Below are 21,359 nucleotides of genomic sequence, written 5' to 3' on the forward strand. Positions count from 1 at the left end.
TAAACTGATCTTACCACATAAAAAAAGCAGGCAATTATGCCTGCTTTCTTTTATTTATACATCACAATAATGATAAATATTATTCTTCGTCTGCATCATCTGCTAAATCTGAATCAGCTTCTTCTGATGACACATCGGCAATAACCTCATTAACTTCATCATCATCTAATGCATCATCTTCATCTTCAACACGTTGCAAGCCAACAACTAACTCACCTTCTGTTGTACGAATTAAGGTAACACCTTGTGTATTACGTCCAACAATGCTGACCTCTGAAACACGAGTACGAACTAAAGTACCTGCATTGGTGATCATCATAATTTGGTCAGTCTCTTCAACTTGAATTGCACCGACTACTTTGCCATTACGTTCACTCACTTTAATGGAGATAACGCCTTGTGTAGCACGATTCTTCGTTGGATACTCGCTTTGAGCAGTTCGTTTACCATAACCATTTTCAGTTACAGTTAAAATATCACCTTCACCTCGAGGGATAATCAGTGAAACGACTTTATCGTCACCACTCAGTTTCATACCACGAACACCTGTCGCAGTACGACCCATTGGACGAACACAATCTTCTGCAAAGCGAACAACTTTACCATCAGCAGAGAACAGCATAACTTCGTTAGTGCTGTCAGTTAAGTCAACACCGATTAACTCATCGCCTTCATTTAAATTGACGGCAATAATACCCGCACTACGAGGGCGACTGAAATCTTGCAGAGGTGTTTTCTTCACTGTACCACTTGCCGTTGCCATGAAGACAAACTTACCTTCTTCATACTCTCTCACTGGCAAAATAGCCGTAATACGTTCATTTTGCTCAAGAGGTAATAAGTTGATAATCGGACGGCCACGAGCACCACGACTTGCTTCTGGTAACTGGTAAACTTTCATCCAATAGAGGCGACCACGGCTTGAAAAGCACAAAATCGTGTCATGAGTGTTAGCTACCAGCAGACGATCAATAAAGTCTTCTTCTTTAATTCTTGCAGCTGACTTACCTTTACCGCCACGACGTTGTGCTTCGTAATCGGTAAGAGGCTGATATTTAACGTAGCCTTGGTGAGAAAGCGTGACAACCACATTTTCTTCATTGATCAGGTCTTCGATATTAATATCTGCTGTATTTTCGGTGATCTCAGTACGACGTGGATCGTTATATTGATCTTTAATCGCATTTAGCTCTTCACGAATGACTTCCATCAAACGCTCAGGGCTTCTTAAGATATGTAATAATTCAGCAATTTGGAGCAATAAGTCACGGTATTCATCCAACAGTTTTTCATGTTCAAGGCCTGTTAATTTCTGCAAACGCAGATCCAAAATAGCCTGAGCTTGTTGCTCTGTAAGATAGTATTTACCGTCATGCACACCATATTGTGGTTCTAACCATTCAGGACGAGCAACATTGCTGTCACCAGCGCGCTCTAACATAGTAGAAACGCTACCTAAATCCCAAGGTTGTGCAATTAACGCGGCTTTTGCTTCTGCTGGTGTTGGTGCTTGGCGGATCAGTTCAATAACTGGGTCAATATTTGCCAATGCAACAGCTAGCGCTTCTAAGATATGAGCACGGTCACGCGCTTTGCGTAATTCGTAAATAGTACGACGAGTAACGACTTCGCGACGGTGACGAATAAAAGCAGTAATAATTTCTTTTAGATTTAATAATTTTGGCTGCCCTTGGTGAAGCGCAACCATATTAATACCAAAAGAAACTTGCATTTGTGTTTGTGAGAATAGATGATTTAATACCACTTCACCCACAGCATCACGTTTGATTTCAACAACAATACGCATACCGTCTTTATCAGACTCATCGCGTAATCCACTGATACCTTCAATACGTTTATCTTTTACAAGTTCTGCAATTTTTTCAATTAAACGCGCTTTATTCACCTGATAAGGAATTTCCGTTACGATAATTGTTTCGCGACCGGTTTTCTCATCAGTTTCGATATCAGCCTGAGCACGGATATAGATTTTTCCGCGACCAGTACGGTAAGCATCTAAAATTCCTCTACGACCATTAATAATAGCCGCTGTTGGGAAATCAGGCCCCGTAATATGTTCCATCAACTCTTCAATTGTGATGTCTTCGTTATCAACATAAGCAAGGCAACCGTCGATAACTTCGCCTAGATTATGTGGCGGAATATTTGTTGCCATTCCGACCGCAATCCCTGATGAACCATTGACTAGCAAGTTTGGAACACGGGTTGGCATAACTGCCGGAATATGTTCTGTTCCGTCATAGTTAGGAACAAAATCAACCGTTTCTTTTTCCAAATCCGCCAGCAGTTCATGGGCGATTTTCGCCATACGAACTTCGGTATAACGCATTGCAGCCGCCGAGTCACCATCAACTGACCCGAAATTACCCTGCCCGTCAACCAACATGTAACGCATAGAAAAAGGCTGTGCTAAACGAACAATCGTTTCATAAACAGCACTGTCACCGTGCGGGTGATATTTACCGATAACATCCCCAACAACACGGGCTGATTTTTTATAAGGTTTATTCCAATCGTTTCCTAGTACATTCATCGCGAAAAGAACTCGGCGGTGTACTGGCTTCAGTCCGTCTCGAACATCGGGTAATGCGCGTCCTACAATAACAGACATCGCATAATCCAAATATGAGCTTTTCAGCTCTTCTTCGATATTAACTGGTGTGATTTCTCTGGCAATGTCGCTCATGGAGCCACTGTCCCTCATACTACGGATTCAAAGGTTTAGAACTATACCACAAATCGTCAATTTTGGGAAAACGGAAACGACTAAATTAATGTTCCTTTCGCTATTCTCTTCGATTTCGCCGTCTAACGTTGGTAGAATCATGACAATATGAAAATAGGAGTAATACTTTCTGATGAATGATAAAACAACCTCTTTACATGCTAACGTTGATCAGCATGAAATCGACAAGTTTGAAAGCGTCGCATCACGCTGGTGGGATCTTGAGGGCGAATTTAAACCATTGCACCGTATAAACCCACTAAGACTTAACTATATCCAAGAACGCGCTGACGGCTTATTTGGAAAAAAAGTCCTCGATGTTGGCTGTGGTGGCGGTATTTTATCTGAAAGTATGGCGTGTGTCGGCGCTGAAGTTACTGGGCTTGATATGGGCACAGAGCCATTACAAGTTGCACGCTTACACTCACTAGAGTCAGGTATTCCTGTAACTTATATTCAAGATACCGTTGAAAACCATGCAAATGAAAACCCACAAACCTACGATGTTGTCACCTGTATGGAGATGTTAGAACACGTTCCTGATCCATCTTCTGTTGTCAGAGCCTGTGCAAAACTGGTGAAACCTGGTGGACATGTTTTCTTCTCAACCATCAACCGCAATAAAAAAGCGTGGTTTATGCTGGTGGTAGGTGCGGAGTATATTCTAAATATGGTACCGAAAGGCACACATGATGCGAATAAGTTTATTCGCCCATCAGAACTACTCAGTTGGGTTGATGAAACCGATTTGCGTAGCAAAAATATGATTGGCCTACATTATAATCCAATCACTGACAAATTCCGATTAGCGCCAAATGTCGATGTGAATTATATGGTGCACACACAATCGACCCATAACTCGAATTCGTGAAACTGGAAGTTTGATTTGGTTTAATAAAACATCAAACGATCACATTTTTTAAAATTGACTTTACGTCATTATCACTTGAATTTGAGTTTCTTACTGCCTGTATTTATGCAGGGTACGGGCAGTTATTAAAAAATTTATCCCCTATTTATCCACAGAAACAATCAGATTTGTACACTTGATCAATCTCGCAATTACCTTTATCTTGTTATCACCATTTGAACTAACCCCTATATATTGTGTTTCCTTAAATTTCACACCACAAGACTCCTTGACACATATTGTCACCGGGAGCGTTTTTTTTGCGGTATAAAATTTTAGGTAGCACTAATGCAAGAAAGGTGCATCGCTCATGAATCACAGCCTGCTCGTCACAAAACGTGATGGTCATAAAGAACGCATTGACTTAGACAAAATTCACCGTGTAATCGCCTGGGCCGCTGAAGGCCTAGAAAATGTCTCTGTATCACAAGTTGAATTACGTTCTCAGATTCAGTTTTATGATGGTATCAAAACTGCTGATATACATGAAACACTGGTAAAAGCTGCTGCAGACTTAATTTCAGGTGAAACCCCTGATTATCAATATCTTGCTGCCCGTCTTGCCGTATTTAACTTACGTAAAAAAGCTTATGGTCAATTTGAGCCACCAACACTCTATGAACACGTTAAAAAATTAGTCAATTTAGGTAAATACGACCGTCATCTTCTTGAAGATTACACCCAAGAAGAATTTGAACAGATGAATAATTTTATTGTTCATCAACGTGATATGAACTTCTCTTATGCCGCTGTTAAACAGCTAGAAGGTAAATATTTCGTTCAAAACCGTATTACTGGCGAAATTTACGAAAGTGCACAATTTTTATATGTTTTAGTCGCTGCTTGCTTGTTCTCCCGTTATCCACAAGCAACACGTATGGACTATATCGAACGCTTTTATAATGCGATTTCTACTTTTAAAATCTCATTACCAACGCCAATTATGGCTGGCGTCAGAACACCAACTCGTCAATTTAGTTCTTGTGTATTAATTGAGTGTGACGATAGCCTTGATTCTATCAATGCAACATCAAGTGCTATTGTAAAATACGTTTCTCAACGTGCGGGAATTGGGATAAATGCGGGTCGTATCCGTGCGTTAGGCAGTGCTATTCGTAATGGTGAAGCATTCCATACAGGTTGTATCCCTTTCTACAAACACTTCCAAACTGCGGTGAAATCTTGCTCGCAAGGGGGGGTTCGTGGTGGTGCTGCAACACTGTTCTATCCATTATGGCATTTAGAAGTTGAAAGCTTACTGGTATTGAAAAATAACCGTGGTGTTGATGATAACCGTGTTCGTCATTTAGATTACGGCGTACAATTAAACAAATTAATGTATGAACGTTTAATCAAAGGTCAGGATATTACTTTATTCAGTCCTTCTGATGTTCCGGGATTATACGATGCATTCTTTGCTGATCAAGATGAGTTTGAACGTCTATATGTACAATATGAGAAAGATAAAAACATCCGCCAAAAACAAGTTAAAGCGGTTGAGTTATTCTCATTAATGATGCAAGAACGCGCATCAACAGGTCGTATTTATATTCAAAATGTTGACCACTGTAATACACACAGCCCGTTTGATCCGGCCATTGCACCTATCCGCCAATCAAACTTGTGTTTAGAAATTGCACTACCGACTAAACCATTAAATGACATTAAAGATCCTAATGGTGAAATTGCACTTTGTACCTTATCAGCCTTTAACTTAGGTGCAATTGAAGATCTCGATGATTTAGAAGAACTTGCTCGTTTAGCAGTTCGTTCACTTGATGCGCTATTAGATTATCAAGATTATCCAATCTTAGCCGCTAAACAAGGTGCAATGGGGCGTCGTACCTTAGGTATTGGGGTCATTAACTTTGCTTATTACTTAGCAAAACACGGTGTCCGCTACTCTGACGGTAGTGCAAATAACTTAACTCATCGAGCATTTGAAGCAATTCAATACTATTTATTAAAAGCATCTAATGAATTAGCGAAAGAACAAGGCGCATGCCCATGGTTTAATGAAACCACTTACGCTGAAGGTATTTTACCTATTGATACCTATAAAAAATCATTAGATGTACTAACAAAAGAACCACTACATTACGACTGGGAAGGTTTACGTAAAGACATTAAAGAGCACGGTTTACGTAACTCAACATTGTCTGCACTCATGCCATCAGAAACCTCCTCGCAGATTTCAAATGCAACAAATGGTATCGAGCCACCACGTGGTTATATCAGCATTAAAGCCTCTAAAGACGGTATTTTACGTCAAGTGGTTCCTGAGTATGAGCGTTTGAAAGGCGCTTATGAATTACTGTGGCAAATGCCAAGTATTGAAGGTTATTTGCAGTTAGTGGGTATTATGCAAAAATTCGTTGACCAAGCGATTTCAGCGAACACTAACTACGATCCTACTCGTTTCCCTAGCGGTAAAGTTCCAATGAACCAACTGCTGAAAGATTTGCTGCTCGCTTACAAATATGGTGTGAAAACACTTTATTATCACAACACCCGTGATGGTGCAGACGATGTACAGGGTGATCTGGAAGAAGTCGTTGAGACGGAAGATTCAGATTGTGAAGGCGGCGCGTGTAAAATTTAATTGAGGAAGCTATGTCCTATACTACTTTTTCACAAGTTAAAAATGATCAACTTCAGGAGCCCATGTTTTTTGGGCAACCTGTTAACGTAGCGCGTTATGATCAGCAAAAATACCCAATTTTTGAAAAGCTAATAGAAAAACAACTCTCTTTCTTCTGGCGTCCAGAAGAAGTAGACGTTTCTCGTGATCGCATTGACTACAATGCATTACCTGACCACGAAAAACATATTTTTATTAGTAATTTAAAATATCAAACCTTATTGGATTCGATCCAAGGCAGAAGCCCTAACGTGGCATTTTTACCTTTAATTTCGATCCCAGAGTTAGAAACATGGGTTGAGACATGGTCATTCTCTGAAACCATTCACTCGCGTTCTTATACTCATATTATCCGTAATATTGTTAACGATCCTTCGGTTGTTTTTGATGATATTGTTGAAAATGAAGAGATTTTAAAACGTGCTCGTGATATTTCCTCTTATTATGATGAGTTAATCAATTTAACTAACCTTTACCATATGTTTGGTGAAGGTACGCATCAAATAAAAGGTAAAACCGTTGAAGTGACTTTACGTAAGCTCAAAAAACAGCTTTACCTATGCTTAATGAGTGTTAATGCTTTAGAAGCGATTCGTTTCTATGTTAGCTTTGCGTGTTCATTTGCCTTTGCTGAACGGGAGTTAATGGAAGGTAACGCTAAAATCATTAAATTGATTGCTCGTGACGAAGCGTTACACTTAACAGGCACACAGCACATGCTGAATTTACTGCGTTCAGGTCAAGACGACCCTGAAATGGCGGAAATAGCCGCAGAATGCGAACAAGAATGTTATGACCTATTTGTTGAAGCTGCAGAGCAAGAAAAAGAATGGGCTGAATACCTGTTCTCAGAAGGCTCCATGATTGGTTTAAATAAAGATATTCTCTGCCAATATGTTGAATATATCACTAATATTCGTATGCAAGCGGTAGGTCTTAAATTACCTTTTAAAGCACGCTCTAACCCTATTCCATGGATCAATGCGTGGTTAGTGTCTGATAACGTTCAAGTAGCACCTCAAGAAGTTGAAGTCAGTTCTTACCTCGTGGGTCAAATTGACTCACAAGTTGATACTGATGACTTGAGTAACTTTGAACTGTGATACTGAGAAATAACACTGATACGTTATGGCATCTCATAAAGTGACCCTGCATCAGCAGGGTCTTTCAACACCGCTAGAATTCCATGCTGACACCCATCCTTCACTGCTTGATGCTTTAGAGCATGGGAAAGTCCAAATTGAATACCAATGCCGTGAAGGCTATTGTGGCTCTTGTCGTCTACGTTTAGTGAAAGGCAAGGTTTGCTACCGCAATGAACCTTTAGCATTTATCCAACCCGATGAAATCTTACCTTGTAGCTGTCATCCTATTTGTGACATTGAAATAGAAATTTGCTCTGAATAATTTGAATTATCTTAATTTGGGCTTTTCCCTAACATTCTTGTTTATTTTTGACTAAAGTTAGGTCAAGACAATAAAAAAGGAAAAGCATTATGAAATTAAAATCCATTTTCTCCGTCATTGCTATTTCTACATCAATTCTGCTCGTTGCAGGCTGTTCAAGCCCACAAAAAATAGAAACAGTAAATGGGGAAACCATTTTAACGACAGATAAACCTCAAGAAGATGAAGCAACTGGATTAATTACCTATAAAGATTCAGAAACAGGACAGATTAAACAAATTAATCGTGATCAAATAAGACGAATGGTAGAACTCGACGATTAACGCTCTTATTCCTCTTTCTATTAAGCGCCAATTCATATTTATGATTGGCGTTTTTTATTTATAAAATTCTTTTTGTAAACTAATCGTTACATTATACGTAATTAAAATTTGACAGATATTTATCATTCTTATACTCTGCATTTTATATAAATAAAATAGGCTCGCGAGCAGAGGATTTAGTGAAAAATCGCACTATAGGTAGTGTTTTTATTGTTGCAGGAACAACAATTGGGGCAGGTATGTTGGCTATGCCACTGGCTGCGGTGGGTATTGGTTTTAGCACTATTATGCTATTACTTGTGGGATTGTGGTTATTAATGAGTTATACCGCACTCTTGCTAGTGGAAGTTTATCAATACAACGATCCTCATACAGGTCTTGGTTCAATTGCTAAACGTTATCTTGGTGTCGGTGGTCAAGTGGTCACTGGACTTGCTCTCCTCTTATTAATGTACGCATTAACAACTGCTTACATTAGTGGTGCAGGTGAGTTGCTTTCATCAACACTATCCTCTTGGATAGGTCATGAACTCTCTGTCACGCAAGGTATTATTATCTTTACAGTGATTGGCGGTGCTGTCGTTGGTATTGGTACTACATCAGTTGATATCATTAACCGTCTGCTATTTACAGCAAAAGTCTTTTTCTTAATTTTTATGCTGATAGTGATGTTACCTCATGTTGAAAGTGTCAATTTAACATCAATGCCCGTTGCTCAAGGACTTATTCTTTCCGCTATTCCTGTTATTTTTACTTCTTTTGGTTTTCACGGCAGTGTGCCAAGTATCGTAAGTTATATGAATGGCGATATTAAGAAATTGCGGATTATCTTTATTGCAGGTAGTGCTATCCCTCTTATTGCCTATGTTTTATGGCAAATTGCCACATTAGGCGCAATTCCAACAAATACCTTTATGGGGATTATGGCGCAACAATCTGGACTTAATGGCTTACTTACGGCTATCCGAGATGTCGTTGCTACACCTCGTGTCAATATTGCAGTAAACCTATTTGCCGCATTAGCATTGGCAACTTCGTTCCTCGGTGTTGCATTAGGCTTATTTGATTATCTTGCAGATCTATTTAAACGCAGTAATCGCGCAACAGGCCGTATGCAATCAAGCTTGTTAACATTTATTCCACCTTTACTTTGTGCTCTTTATTTCCCTAACTTTGTACAAGCATTAGCTTATGCCGCCATTGCACTGTCTATTTTAGCGCTACTGCTACCTACTTTATTAGTTTGGAAAGTAAGACAAGCGCAACACGACACTGATAAATACCAAGTCAAAGGTGGGAAAGGTGCATTAGCAGTTGTATTTACTTGTGGTTTAGTTGTGATTGGTATTCAAATCGCCATCACTTTTGGTTTATTACCTCAAGTCGGTTAATCCCCCTTTTATATTTATACAAACAATAAAAAAAACAGGTATTGGTTTTTCAATACCTGCTTTTTATTTAATGTAATAGTACGTTTTTCACTTAGAAACTTAAACCTGCACCAACATAGAAACCATCAGCTAATTTATTATTACTTCTATTATGTGAGTTTTCGATTTCAATCACACGATAACCTGCATTAACATGCAATGGCTTAAATACCGTTAATTGCGCTCCCACATCAGCTTCATAATAAGATTTACTACCAGAAGTTAATCCTTCAGGAGAGCCATAAGCTTCACCATAAACACTTAAAGAAGGTAGGATATCCCAGTTAAGTCCGACACCTCCAGCTAAAGCGGCACCATCATCACCATCTTTGGGTGATAAATAGAGTGCTTTACCCCCAACACTAGCGGAAAAAGGCCCTAAAGGCAGAGCAAATTTTGTGCCTAAGCTACCTACTTGACCATCATGATCACTACGAGCCCAGTTGCCATTAAAAGAAAGACCCGCATTAGGATTCCCTAATCCTGCACGAACATCAGTATAATGTTTCCCTGCTTGAATATTCATTGATACTGCATTGGCATTTCCAGCCACAAACAGTGCACTTATTGCACCGACCAATAAATATTTTTTCATCATTATTACTCCAGCAAATAGTTGTCCTAACTTATAATTATACAACAAACTAATTAAACAACTTGAGTCAAAATTGAAATCTAATCTGTAGAATTTTCAATCTATGTAAATAAGTTACGTCTATCAATATTATTGGTCTAATTGGTTTTATTAATGAGTCCAATATTGCTAAAGTGGAATTACGGTCAATATTAACCATAATAAATATAAGGCTGTTCGCTTCGTTTTATTCACACATGCTATTTTTAGAACGTTTACTATTTCATAAACTGGAGATATGTGATGGAAAAGAAAAAGCTAACAACAGCGTCTGGCGCACCTGTTGTAGACAATAATAACTCAATGACAGCAGGTCCTCGCGGGCCAATGTTGCTTCAAGATGTCTGGTTTTTAGAAAAACTGGCCCACTTTGATCGTGAAGTTATTCCTGAAAGACGTATGCACGCAAAAGGCTCGGGTGCTTTTGGTACATTTAAAGTCACTCACGATATTACAAAATATACTCGCGCTAAAATTTTCTCTAAAGTGGGTAAAAAAACAGAGATGTTTGCTCGCTTTTCAACCGTTGCTGGTGAAAGAGGTGCCGCAGACGCTGAACGTGATATTCGTGGCTTTGCGTTAAAATTTTATACTGAAGAAGGCAACTGGGATATGGTGGGTAATAACACCCCTGTTTTCTATCTTCGTGATGCGCTTAAATTCCCTGACTTAAACCACGTTGTAAAACGTGATCCAAAAACTAACTTACGCAATATGGCATACAAATGGGATTTCTTCTCTCATTTGCCAGAATCATTACATCAATTAACTATTGATATGAGTGACCGTGGGTTACCACAAAGCTACCGTTTTATTCACGGTTTTGGTAGCCATACCTATAGTTTTATTAACAAAGATAACGAACGTTTTTGGGTTAAATTTCACTTCCGTTGCCAACAAGGCATTAAAAATCTAATGGATGATGAAGCGCAAGCGCTGGTAGGTCAAGATCGAGAAAGTTCACAACGTGATTTATTTGATGCAATTGAGCGCGGTGATTTCCCTCGTTGGAATTTACAAATTCAAGTGATGCCAGAAAAAGAAGCATCAACTGTACCTTATAATCCTTTTGATTTAACCAAAGTTTGGCCTCATGCGGATTATCCATTAATTGATGTGGGTTACTTTGAATTAAACCGTAATCCTGAGAACTATTTTTCTGATGTAGAACAAGCTGCATTTAGCCCTGCTAACATTGTTCCTGGCATTGGCTTCTCTCCAGATAAGATGCTACAAGGTCGCCTATTCTCTTACGGTGATGCTCATCGCTATCGTTTAGGTGTGAACCATCATCAGATCCCAGTTAATGCACCCAAATGCCCGTTCCATAATTACCATCGCGATGGTGCAATGCGTGTTGATGGCAATAGTGGCAGTGGCATTACATATGAGCCAAATAATGGCGGTATGTTCCAAGAGCAGCCTAATTTCAAAGAACCCCCATTATCTATCGAAGGTGCAGCAGATCATTGGAACCATCGTGAAGATGAGGATTATTTCAGCCAACCTCGTGCGCTATATGAATTACTGAGTGATGAAGAGCATCAACGTATGTTTGCTCGCATTGCTGGTGAGTTAATTCAAGCAAGTAAAGATACACAAAAACGTCAGATTGCCTTATTTAAGAAAGTCCATCCTGAATATGGCGCAGGCGTTGAAAAAGCAATGAAAGCGTTAGCAAAAAAAGACGCTAAGTAACCGTATAATAAGAAGCCTTGTGAGCAACTCGGCAAAAATAAACCTTCCCATCATTAATACATTAGTCGTGGGGAGGTTTTCTTTATGATTAAATAATAACAATATTATTAGCTAAAAAGTTCATCATAACTAAATTGCCCTGTAATATTAATGACTAAATTAGGTGTGTGTAGATTTTCTGTAGTCATGACTTTTATAATTGTTTTATTATTATCATAATCCAGCATTAATTCATTTTTATTACCAGTAAAGGATTGTACTTGTTTTGTTTGGATATTTTGCTCATCTTTTTCTGATTTAAATGATAAAGTATCTTCTTCTTTATTAAAATCAAAAATAATATTATTACTATTCATATTTTCAGATAAATTAAAAATAAAGTTATCTTTTCCTTGGCTACCAGAGATAATATTATTTCCATTATTTATAATAAAAGTATCAGTACCATAACCACCATAGAGAACATTATTTCCTTCATCCACGATTAATGTATCATCACCTGAGCCTGCATATAATAAATCATTGCCACTACCGCTAAAAAGCGTATCATTACCACCATCTCCGAAAAGAATATCATCACCATCATCACCATAAAGGAAATCATGACCAGAACCACCATATAAAATATCATTGCCTTCACGACCTAATAATGTATCGTTTCCTTTTTTACCCCATAAACAATTATCGGCACTATTCCCTGTAATATGATCATCTTTTAGTCCACCTTTAGCATTTTCAATAATAGCATCATATGCAATAGAAATATTACACTGTAATCCACCAACATCAGAAAAAGCACCTTCATTTAAATTAATTTTTTGATTTACATTATATTGTGAAAAATCTAAAGTATCATTACCACCAGCATCCCAAATACAGCTAACTAAAACATCATCAGCCGTATGTAAACTATAATGCTCTCTTTCTGTATTAGAATTAAATCCATAAATTGTATCACCAACACGAGTGGTCATATTTTTCCCATACAATTGCTGGATAACAAAGGTATCCAATATTAATGGATTCATCGGGTAATAACTGCCAAAATCGGCATCTTCTTTTTTCGGTTTTCTATATGCCATAACAGAATGTTTTAGGCTATTTTCTTCAATATCAGGTGACTCTGAATTACTAATGAAAGTATGAGGCAGGCCCAGAGAATGTCCTATTTCATGTATAATCGTCTTTCTTATTCCAGAGCCAATACTCAACGTTTTCTCTTGATTATTTATATGTGCATTACCGTTATTATTTTCATATAATAAAAACCAATCGTCCATTTCTTCAAAATAAGTTTTAATACCATCAGCATTTTTCTTAAATAATTCTAGCTTATTTTTCTCTTCCTCTGTATGTGGTATTTTATTTATAGCATCTATAATTTTCGTTTCAGAAATATTAATCCACACCTGTCCTTCTTGACTGTAATCTTTAAGTTTAGTTATTTTTTTATTTAGCTTTAAATCTTCATTTAAATATAAAGCCACGCCTCGTGTAGCATAGTCATAACATTCTGCAATTTCATTTATATTATTATAAACACCAAGTTTAATGTGTGTGTCATGCTGATTATCTTTTTCTATAAATTGAATATTTGTAATATCACTATATTGCTGCAATGTTTTTCTTATTGCATCTTCTTGTGACTTATTCATGGTTGTTAACGTTTTATACTCATCACCTCTTAATTGACTCCAGTTAGGGAAACTAAATGTGAGTTTAGTAATGACATTACTATCACCTATATTATTATCTTTGAACATAGGCATAGCGTTTTTCATTATATTAACAACAGTATCAAATCCTACGGTCTTTTTTTTATCATTTATATTCATAATATAATAACCTTCTTTAATAATTAACTGAAAGTCTTATTTTACAAATTAAAATAAAATAATATTTTAAAAAAAATACAAATATAAGAAGATGGATTTATTAGCAAAATAAATAATATTAACTGCGAACTATAGTAAGTTAGGGTAATTTCTTACCCTAATTGTGTTTGTACCCACACTTGCACTTGCTTACGGGAAATTTTAATTCCGCCATTTTTAAGGCTTTCAGGGAGTTGTAAACAAGCAACGGGTCGTTGAAATCCCGCTAATCGAGAGTGATACCACTGTGGTAATTGGTTGATTATTTCAATACTAGCATCGACAACAGCAACAGGGCGTTGCCCAAATTCAGCATCATCAATAGGGACAACAAAAGACTGGCTAACATTGGGATGTGTATTAAGAATTTTTTCTATATCTTCTGGTTGAATACCTTCACCAGCACTGAAAAAAAGATTGTCTAAACGCCCTAAAACACACCATTCATCGGCGATAAAACCGCCTTTATCTCGTGTTGAATACCAACCATCTACTGTCAGTGATAACGGTTTTAATTTACCATCAAACCAATAACCTAAAGCAATGCTGTCAGATAATATTTGGAGCTCATCATCAACTAACCTAACGTCTTTTCCTTTTAGTGGAAGCCCTACACCAGCTTTACCATCAGCGCGTTTTGCACAAACAGTAGAGGCCATTTCTGTCATACCATAACCACACCAACACTGTATTCCACGATGCTCTGCTTCTTGTGCTAACTCAATGGGGATCATCGCTCCTCCTAATAAAACAGACTTTAAGGTAGTAGACTGTTGATTATCTTGTTGAGCGCTATTTTGTAAGAAACGCCAAAGTTGTGTAGGGACTAAAGAAGCATGAGTGCAACCTTGTAACGCTTTATCAAAAGGATGCATATCACGTACCACTAACATTGCCCCACGTAACAACCAACGCCAAAAAATACCTTGCCCAGATACATGAAATAGAGGTAAAGAGAGCAACCAGCTATCATTTTTTTCAAAAGGCATTAATGATAGAACACCTTCAGCACTGCAAAGATGTGCATCAAACGTATGTACTGCTGCTTTAGGTAAACCAGATGAGCCAGAGGTCAAGATCAGTGTCGCCATACGAGAAGGCACCCATGATACCCCCTCAATTTCATTTTTATGCTGGCGTGATCTGCTATCAAACTTAACACCATTAATATCAAGCAAGGTAGCCTGTAGATCCTGTATTGATTCACTCAAATCAGCATAAAAATCAATGTTTAAATGGGGCAATAAATCATCCAATAAAGATTTAGGGAGTTGTGGATTTAGAGGTAAAACTTTCGCACCACATTGAAAAATAGCGAGTAATATAAAAACAAGATTGATATGATTTTTTCCACGTAACAACACGGTGCTTTGGGTATTAACACCCTGCTTTGCAAAATGGTTCGCTAACTGATTAATATGACAACTTAATTGTTGCCATGTAATAGGCGAATTACCTGAAATGATGGCCGTCTCATTTGGGCTACATTTCGCCCAGTAATGCCACGGCCATTGTTTAAATTGAACTACTGTTGCCATACAGTCTCTAGCTGTTCAAGAGAGATAAGCGGAATATCCACATCTGGCCAAGGACGAATAAGCTGTTGCTTAATTAAATCAACGGTATCAAGTCCTGGAATACTATTAGGTGTTAGCCATTGTGCAATTCTTGCTAATTGAGTAAGCCCAAAACTACTTTCAATGCTTGAACTAATAATAGCATCAAGCCCTAAAGCATGTGCTTGCTCAACTAAAGAGCGACAACGTTCAAGGCTTCCCACCAGTGTGGGTTTTATCACAATGGTAGTGACACCTGGTTGTGGTTTTATTTCAAACCCGTCATCTCGTACTGTTTCATCCCAAGCAATATTAATGCCTGTTGCTTGAGAAAAAGCCAGCGACTCTTCTGGTGTTTTGCAAGGCTCTTCTAAGAATGCAATGCGATCACGCCATGTAGGGTTGACATACTTCGCAAATCCTTCTGCTTTGACTGGTGTCCAGCTTCTGTTCGCATCTAATCTTAATTTTAAGTCTGGAATGGCTTCTAATAGCAGGTTAACAACTATTCCATCACGTACCGCTTCATATAATCCCACCTTGATTTTAGCGACTTTTTCACCTTCCATATCATTAAGGCTTAAAATCAAATCATCAGGATCGCCATTACATAAAGGTGCCGCGCGATAGTTTGCCTCTAGTGGCAATGTGCCTTCAAGCTCGGCTAATGCGCAACTTAGACCAAAAGCCACGCTTGGCAATTCACTGTGCTCTGGATTTTCCCCCGTACACCACGCTGTTAACCAAGATTGTGTAGCTTCTTGTGCTTGTTCTAAAGTTTCACGGCTAAACTCAGGAAGAGGTGAAATTTCACCCCATCCTTGTTTGCCATTTTGCTCTAAACAGACAAGAAAACCATCACGCGTTTTTAGCCTTTGATAGCGCAGAACAACGCCTGCATCTACAGGTAGGCTGAATGAATAGAGTTTGGCGTTTCTCATTATGGGTTACGTTTAAATCGAGAGAAATCAGGTTGACGTTTTTCGTTAAAGGCGTTGCGACCTTCTTGACCTTCATCCGTCATATAGAACAGCATAGTTGCATTACCTGCTAATTCTTGCAGACCTGCTTGACCATCACAATCCGCATTTAATGCTGCTTTCAAGCAACGTAATGCCATTGGGCTGTTTTCCAGCATTTCACGACACCAACGAACGGTTTCTTTTTCAAGAGAGGCATAAGGAACTACGGTATTAACCAAACCCATCTCTAATGCTTCTTTTGCATCATATTGGCGGCATAAGAACCAAATTTCACGTGCTTTCTTTTGACCAACAATACGGGCCATATAAGAAGCCCCCCAACCACCATCAAAAGAACCTACTTTAGGGCCAGTTTGACCAAAAATAGCGTTTTCTGCCGCGATAGTTAAGTCACACATCATATGAAGTACATGACCACCACCAATAGAATAACCTGCGACCATTGCCACAACAGGTTTCGGGCAAGTACGGATTTGACGTTGGAAATCCAATACGTTCAGGTGATGCGTACCGCTATCATCACGGTATCCGCCGTAGTCCCCACGAATTTTTTGGTCACCGCCTGCACAAAATGCTTTTTCACCGGCCCCCGTTAAAATGATAGTCCCAATTGTATCGTCGTAACGTGCATCAGCTAATGCTTGGATCATCTCTTTCACTGTCAAAGGACGGAAAGCATTACGCACTTGCGGGCGGTTTATCGTAATTTTTGCAATACCATCGACTGATTTGTGGTAGAGAATATCTTCAAAACCTTCAGAACAATCCAGCCATTCAATCGGTGCATATAACTTTTCTTCGCTCGGGTAAAGCATAATTAGGTTCCTTTAACCAAAGAGGGATAAAACATGATTTATCACCGCAGCATAAGCTACAGGCTGAGCCTGATGAGCATTATGACCAGCTTGCGGGATAGTCGTTAATGGTAGCGAATATTGTTGCGCTATCGCTTGAAATTTTTTATCTTTCTCGCCACAAAGCCAAATAAACGGCAAGGTGAGTTGCTGTAATTCAGAGACTAACCAAGGCTGGTGACCTAAAGAGAGCGTCTCTAAACTTTCCGCAATACAAAAACCCGCATTATGGCGACGTTTTTCCACTAATAATTGTCGTCTTTCATCACTTAAATCAGCAAATACAGGTTGTTGGTACCATTGTGTTAATACATCACTAATAGGTTCATCACGAAAACGCTCGGCCCAACGTTTATCATGAGCAATCCGATTTTGTCTTTCTGTTGCATCATATAAACCTGGATTACCCCCTTCAACAATCAGCCCCATAAGCCCTGAAGTATCACCAAAACAGGCGTGATACATTGCAATCCTACCGCCTAAAGAATAACCAATTAACCAATAGTGATTAATACCTTGTGCTTTAAGTGTTTCTGTCAATAATTCACTGGCGTCAACAAAGTTTCTCGCACCAATAGAGGCAGAATCACCATGGCGAGGTAAATCTATTACTAATGATGGATATTCATGGCAAGCCTGAATTACAGGTTCCCATTCACAACCTTCACCTAATAGTCCATGTAGCCAAACTAACCAAGGCCCTTCATTATGGGTATTATATCGCTGACATGCTAAAGTCATGAGATGTTACCTGTTTTACAAGCTGATTTAATGTTTTTGCGCCATCAGTATCATCAACAATTAATTCAATTAATGTGGTTGTTGGTGCCCCTGCCCAACATTCTTGAACAGTGGTTAACAGTGCCTCCCAACTTGTTGGTGATACATAATGCAAGCCAAACATTGCAGCTGCATGTTTGAAATTTAATGAGTGAGGCATACAGTAAAAGCGTTCTCGCTCTGCCTCTGGCGTGGGCAACATTGAAAATATTTGTCCGCCATTATTATTCACTACAATAACCACATTAGGGGCATAAACTTGTTGATGCAACGCTAAGCTATTCAGATCATACAGTGCCGATAAATCACCTAAAATGGTTAATGTTGGCTTTTTTGTTGCGCGGTGAACGCCAGCAGACGTTGAAATCAAACCATCAATGCCACTGGCACCTCGATTACTCATCACAGGATAGCCTTGCGGTAATCGAGCAAATGCATCAATTAATCTGACTATCAGACTATTGCCAACAAATAACTGCCCATCACTAGGAAGTAATTTATCTAATTGATGAGCGACCTGTGCTTCACCAAAATAATTCGTTATTTTACTTACCTTTTGATAGGTTTGTGTAGCGATATGCATTAATGCGTTAGCCCAAGGTGAATTGTCAACAGCCGGATGTGCGACTAACCATTGCATGGGTGATAACGTAAATTTTTCCCCTGTATGATGGCCGGGATCTAATCGCCCTGGAATAGGGTCAACAATCCAATAAGCGTTGGGAGAACATCCCACTTGCCATTGTAATAAACGTTTACCGGTTAAACTTGAACCAAATTGAATTACGATTTCAGCGTTATTCAGTTCTGATTTTGCTTGTGGATTATTCAACCATAAATCGACACAAGGTAACGGTTGTCCTGTTTGTGATAATACATCACCTAATAAAGGCCAGCCTAATTGTGATGCCCATTTTGCGACTTCAACTCCTTCTTCAGGGCTAATACGTCCTGCGATCACAACACCTTTTTTCTGACGTAACTCATTCCATTGAGGATGTGTTGAAGCCACGTTAAACCGCGTTTCTTGTAACCACGGTTTATCAGTTTGCCACCAAACCCCTAAAGCCTCAGTCCATGGCGTTGATGTCTCAATATCATCACCATATAAAGGTTCAGCAAAAGGACAATTGACGTGTAATGCGCCATGAACCAATATATTCATCGCATTATCAAGTGTAGACACTAACCAGCTTGCAGAAATATCTGTTGTCGGTCGAGGCAAAGAGAGCGTTTGTGAAGGGTGCGTTGCAAAAATCCCTTGCTGACGGATAGCTTGATTTGCACCGCAATCAATTAATTCAGGTGGTCGGTCTGCGGTTAAAAAGATAACACGCTCCCCCGTTAATCCTGCTTCAATTAAGGCTGGATATAAATTAGCGACAGCAGTACCCGATGTCACAATCACAGCAACCGGATCTTTCGTTGCTTTTGCTAGCCCCAAGGCTAAATGCCCAAGCCCACGTTCATCAAAATGCGTATGACATATTAATTTTTGATTAGCTGCAGCGGCGAGTGTTAAAGGAGTCGAACGTGATCCGGGTGCAATACAGATATGGCGTAAACCATGACGAGTCAAAGCTTCGAGTATAACTTTAGCCCATTGGCGATTAAACGAACTATTAGACATTGATCATCCCAACAACGAAAACCTGCAATGACTATTATAATATCTGTTCCTAAATACTTTTCCTTAGCCTAGTTCAATGAACAGAAGTTTTCGTTAAATAAATCGTTAAAAAAACACTCAAAAAGTGCATTATTTAGGCGAATTATCCGCCTTATTATCAAAGCGCTCTTTTTTATCGTTAAGAATAAGAATAAATAACGCTACAGAGTTAAAGAATAGCATCAATTAGTTAACAACTAGCAGAAGTTATTTGCAGAGTAGCACTAAATAACTGGCTTTAAAAAACGACTCATCAAAGATGATGATAATTACTGATGCTATTTATTCAAACTGAGATTTTCTGTAAAAAATTAACTTTCTTTTTCTAACAATGTTCGTAAACCTGCAGCTTTATTTTCAATTTCCGTCCACTCTTGTTGTGGATCAGAGCCTGCCACAACTCCCGCACCAGCATACAAAGTCAAGGTATCATCATGCAATTCACCGCAACGTAAGCTTACTGCAAATTCTGCATGAGGAAGCGATAAATACCCCGCAGAACCCGCATACCAACGGCGCTCAAAGGGCTCATGTTGACGAATAAAAGCACGAGCCACACTACGAGGTAACCCACATACCGCAGCGGTTGGCTGTAATCGTTTTAAACAATCAATATCATCTGAATAGATTAATTTGCCATGAATATAACGACGAAGATGTTGTACTTTACGTAAGCGAATAACATCTGCTGGCGAGACATCAATACCCTCAACACCACCTTGTAAGCGTTGACAAATATCATCAACCACAACCAGATTTTCATGCTGATTTTTTTTGTCATTCATCAACCACTCAGCAAACTCCGTTGCTTGTTGCTCATTATCCGAACTGGCTACCGTTCCAGCCAACGCTTCGGTATACAACATCAACTCATCACGCTTATATAATCTTTCGGGGGTTGAGCCCATAAAGGCATCTGAAGGTGAAAACGCCAGCATATAGTGATAACAATGATGATTGACATCACGACTTGCTTTCATAAATTGAATGGCTTTAAGCGGGTTATCTAATGTTAAGCATGTCGCCCTTGCTGGCACCACTTTTTCAAATAAACCTTGGCTAATTTCATCCAATGCAATATTAAGATAATGAGTCCACTGCTCTTGCGTTAAAGAGTGATTAACTTGCGTCACAGAAACAGAGAGAGGTTCAATATCTTGTGATTGATTTAATGTTTGCAAAAAATCTAAGGAGTCTTTTTTATCTGTCTCACCGAGTAGATTTAAATGAATAGAAAGTTGTTGCTGGTGGCGCCTAATTTCAATTCGAGGTAAAAAAAGGTAAGCATCATCCCCGTTTATTTCATCTATGCGACCAGGAATAATGGTATCCCACGCATTTAAGCCCCAAATACGCACATCATCAATATTTATATCCGACTGATGGGTAACTAAAAATTGGCGAGCGTCTTGAATATGATTGAAACAACATAATTGTCCACACGCCGCCACTTCTTCATGCTCATCACGGTGTTGCCAATAAAATTGCGGATAATATACCTGAGCGGCAAGCCATGAGAGCAATGAAAACGAAACCTCTGATGGCAAGGTGACTTTCAAATGTAAAAGATTACCTTGTGCTGTCAGATCTATTTTTTTAACTTTTTCGTACAGTGTCGAAAACACAGGATTAACCTTTTCCACTCCAAATACCCACAACTAATTAAAAGGGAGATTATACGTCTCTATACGAATTATCAAAGGGCTGATTAATTATAACCTTTGTCATTTATCAAAGTTTTGTATTTTTCATGTTACAAAGTAGAAGCGTTAATCTGTAAATCCTAAATAGTAAACAATTCATTCTAAGATAATGCTGTATAGATAAAAAATCATTATACATAAGAGAGGTTAT

16 protein-coding genes are annotated in these 21,359 nt (G+C 38.7%); 7 read left to right on the forward strand and 9 right to left on the reverse strand.

The window, feature by feature from the left end:
- Window positions 1-79: 79 nt before the first annotated feature.
- Window positions 80-2,707 carry a DNA topoisomerase (ATP-hydrolyzing) subunit A gene (gene gyrA / locus GWI97_RS15135; RefSeq protein ID WP_087802121.1) on the reverse strand — a complete coding sequence of 876 codons (2,628 nt, stop codon included), beginning with the start codon at window positions 2,705-2,707 and terminating at the stop codon, window positions 80-82.
- A 172-nt stretch (window positions 2,708-2,879) separates the two neighbouring features.
- Here gyrA and ubiG point away from each other — a divergent pair, with 172 nt between their 5' ends.
- From ubiG to tyrP, 6 genes are all read left to right on the forward strand, one after another.
- Window positions 2,880-3,617: a bifunctional 2-polyprenyl-6-hydroxyphenol methylase/3-demethylubiquinol 3-O-methyltransferase UbiG gene (ubiG, locus tag GWI97_RS15140; protein WP_036935614.1), complete on the forward strand. Its 738-nt coding sequence runs from the start codon at window positions 2,880-2,882 to the stop codon at window positions 3,615-3,617.
- A gap of 349 nt (window positions 3,618-3,966) precedes the next feature.
- The gene (gene nrdA / locus GWI97_RS15145) at window positions 3,967-6,258 is read left to right on the forward strand and encodes a class 1a ribonucleoside-diphosphate reductase subunit alpha (RefSeq protein WP_036935612.1); all 2,292 of its coding nucleotides are present in this window, start codon (window positions 3,967-3,969) and stop codon (window positions 6,256-6,258) included.
- Between the two features lie 11 nt (window positions 6,259-6,269).
- Entirely contained in the window at window positions 6,270-7,400 is a 1,131-nt protein-coding gene (gene nrdB / locus GWI97_RS15150) for a class Ia ribonucleoside-diphosphate reductase subunit beta (RefSeq protein WP_036935610.1), read from the forward strand.
- 25 nt (window positions 7,401-7,425) lie between these two features.
- On the forward strand, window positions 7,426-7,704 hold the full coding sequence (gene yfaE / locus GWI97_RS15155; protein WP_036935608.1) for a class I ribonucleotide reductase maintenance protein YfaE: 279 nt from the start codon (window positions 7,426-7,428) through the stop codon (window positions 7,702-7,704).
- 89 nt (window positions 7,705-7,793) lie between these two features.
- Complete coding sequence (locus GWI97_RS15160; RefSeq protein ID WP_036935606.1) at window positions 7,794-8,027, forward strand: YgdI/YgdR family lipoprotein; 234 nt, start codon at window positions 7,794-7,796, stop codon at window positions 8,025-8,027.
- A gap of 239 nt (window positions 8,028-8,266) precedes the next feature.
- Window positions 8,267-9,418, forward strand: coding sequence for a tyrosine transporter TyrP (gene tyrP / locus GWI97_RS15165; RefSeq protein ID WP_231135591.1), 1,152 nt, complete (start codon window positions 8,267-8,269; stop codon window positions 9,416-9,418).
- A 91-nt stretch (window positions 9,419-9,509) separates the two neighbouring features.
- Here the strand turns inward: tyrP and GWI97_RS15170 are convergent, their stop codons facing one another.
- Window positions 9,510-10,052, reverse strand: a complete 543-nt coding sequence (locus tag GWI97_RS15170; RefSeq protein WP_036938937.1) for a YfaZ family outer membrane protein — start codon at window positions 10,050-10,052, stop codon at window positions 9,510-9,512.
- Between the two features lie 282 nt (window positions 10,053-10,334).
- Here GWI97_RS15170 and GWI97_RS15175 point away from each other — a divergent pair, with 282 nt between their 5' ends.
- Window positions 10,335-11,789 carry a catalase gene (locus GWI97_RS15175; RefSeq protein ID WP_036935602.1) on the forward strand — a complete coding sequence of 485 codons (1,455 nt, stop codon included), beginning with the start codon at window positions 10,335-10,337 and terminating at the stop codon, window positions 11,787-11,789.
- Between the two features lie 107 nt (window positions 11,790-11,896).
- On the opposite strand, the gene GWI97_RS15180 is transcribed toward GWI97_RS15175, so the two are convergent.
- The 7 genes from GWI97_RS15180 to menF form a co-directional block, all read right to left on the reverse strand.
- A complete protein-coding gene (locus tag GWI97_RS15180; protein ID WP_052038471.1) occupies window positions 11,897-13,624 on the reverse strand; it encodes a M10 family metallopeptidase C-terminal domain-containing protein in 1,728 nt (575 codons plus the stop codon).
- Window positions 13,625-13,776: 152 nt separating this feature from the next.
- Window positions 13,777-15,201 carry an o-succinylbenzoate--CoA ligase gene (gene menE, locus GWI97_RS15185; RefSeq protein ID WP_036935600.1) on the reverse strand — a complete coding sequence of 475 codons (1,425 nt, stop codon included), beginning with the start codon at window positions 15,199-15,201 and terminating at the stop codon, window positions 13,777-13,779.
- A complete protein-coding gene (gene menC, locus GWI97_RS15190; RefSeq protein ID WP_087802117.1) occupies window positions 15,189-16,160 on the reverse strand; it encodes an o-succinylbenzoate synthase in 972 nt (323 codons plus the stop codon). The genes menE and menC overlap by 13 nt, the downstream gene beginning before the upstream one ends.
- A complete protein-coding gene (gene menB / locus GWI97_RS15195; RefSeq protein ID WP_036935597.1) occupies window positions 16,160-17,017 on the reverse strand; it encodes a 1,4-dihydroxy-2-naphthoyl-CoA synthase in 858 nt (285 codons plus the stop codon). The genes menC and menB overlap by 1 nt, the downstream gene beginning before the upstream one ends.
- Window positions 17,018-17,029: 12 nt before the next feature.
- Window positions 17,030-17,797 (reverse strand): 2-succinyl-6-hydroxy-2,4-cyclohexadiene-1-carboxylate synthase, encoded by a 768-nt coding sequence (menH, locus tag GWI97_RS15200; RefSeq protein WP_036935595.1) that lies wholly within the window; start codon window positions 17,795-17,797, stop codon window positions 17,030-17,032.
- Window positions 17,772-19,466 carry a 2-succinyl-5-enolpyruvyl-6-hydroxy-3-cyclohexene-1-carboxylic-acid synthase gene (gene menD / locus GWI97_RS15205; RefSeq protein WP_036935593.1) on the reverse strand — a complete coding sequence of 565 codons (1,695 nt, stop codon included), beginning with the start codon at window positions 19,464-19,466 and terminating at the stop codon, window positions 17,772-17,774. The genes menH and menD overlap by 26 nt, the downstream gene beginning before the upstream one ends.
- A 350-nt stretch (window positions 19,467-19,816) precedes the next feature.
- Window positions 19,817-21,148: an isochorismate synthase MenF gene (gene menF, locus GWI97_RS15210; protein WP_036935591.1), complete on the reverse strand. Its 1,332-nt coding sequence runs from the start codon at window positions 21,146-21,148 to the stop codon at window positions 19,817-19,819.
- Between the last annotated feature and the right edge of the window lie 211 nt (window positions 21,149-21,359).

The organism is Proteus sp. G2300, assembly GCF_009915965.1.
Lineage (GTDB): Bacteria > Pseudomonadota > Gammaproteobacteria > Enterobacterales > Enterobacteriaceae > Proteus > Proteus vulgaris.

Excerpts from the sequence above, each read along its gene's own strand:
- gyrA (WP_087802121.1), bottom strand. The coding sequence starts at position 2,707 with ATGAGCGACATTGCCAGAGAAATCACACCAGTTAATATCGAAGAAGAG.
- ubiG (WP_036935614.1), top strand. The coding sequence starts at position 2,880 with ATGAATGATAAAACAACCTCTTTACATGCTAACGTTGATCAGCATGAA.
- nrdA (WP_036935612.1), top strand. The coding sequence starts at position 3,967 with ATGAATCACAGCCTGCTCGTCACAAAACGTGATGGTCATAAAGAACGC.
- nrdB (WP_036935610.1), top strand. The coding sequence starts at position 6,270 with ATGTCCTATACTACTTTTTCACAAGTTAAAAATGATCAACTTCAGGAG.
- yfaE (WP_036935608.1), top strand. The coding sequence starts at position 7,426 with ATGGCATCTCATAAAGTGACCCTGCATCAGCAGGGTCTTTCAACACCG.
- GWI97_RS15160 (WP_036935606.1), top strand. The coding sequence starts at position 7,794 with ATGAAATTAAAATCCATTTTCTCCGTCATTGCTATTTCTACATCAATT.
- tyrP (WP_231135591.1), top strand. The coding sequence starts at position 8,267 with ATGTTGGCTATGCCACTGGCTGCGGTGGGTATTGGTTTTAGCACTATT.
- GWI97_RS15170 (WP_036938937.1), bottom strand. The coding sequence starts at position 10,052 with ATGAAAAAATATTTATTGGTCGGTGCAATAAGTGCACTGTTTGTGGCT.
- GWI97_RS15175 (WP_036935602.1), top strand. The coding sequence starts at position 10,335 with ATGGAAAAGAAAAAGCTAACAACAGCGTCTGGCGCACCTGTTGTAGAC.
- GWI97_RS15180 (WP_052038471.1), bottom strand. The coding sequence starts at position 13,624 with ATGAATATAAATGATAAAAAAAAGACCGTAGGATTTGATACTGTTGTT.
- menE (WP_036935600.1), bottom strand. The coding sequence starts at position 15,201 with ATGGCAACAGTAGTTCAATTTAAACAATGGCCGTGGCATTACTGGGCG.
- menC (WP_087802117.1), bottom strand. The coding sequence starts at position 16,160 with ATGAGAAACGCCAAACTCTATTCATTCAGCCTACCTGTAGATGCAGGC.
- menB (WP_036935597.1), bottom strand. The coding sequence starts at position 17,017 with ATGCTTTACCCGAGCGAAGAAAAGTTATATGCACCGATTGAATGGCTG.
- menH (WP_036935595.1), bottom strand. The coding sequence starts at position 17,797 with ATGACTTTAGCATGTCAGCGATATAATACCCATAATGAAGGGCCTTGG.
- menD (WP_036935593.1), bottom strand. The coding sequence starts at position 19,466 with ATGTCTAATAGTTCGTTTAATCGCCAATGGGCTAAAGTTATACTCGAA.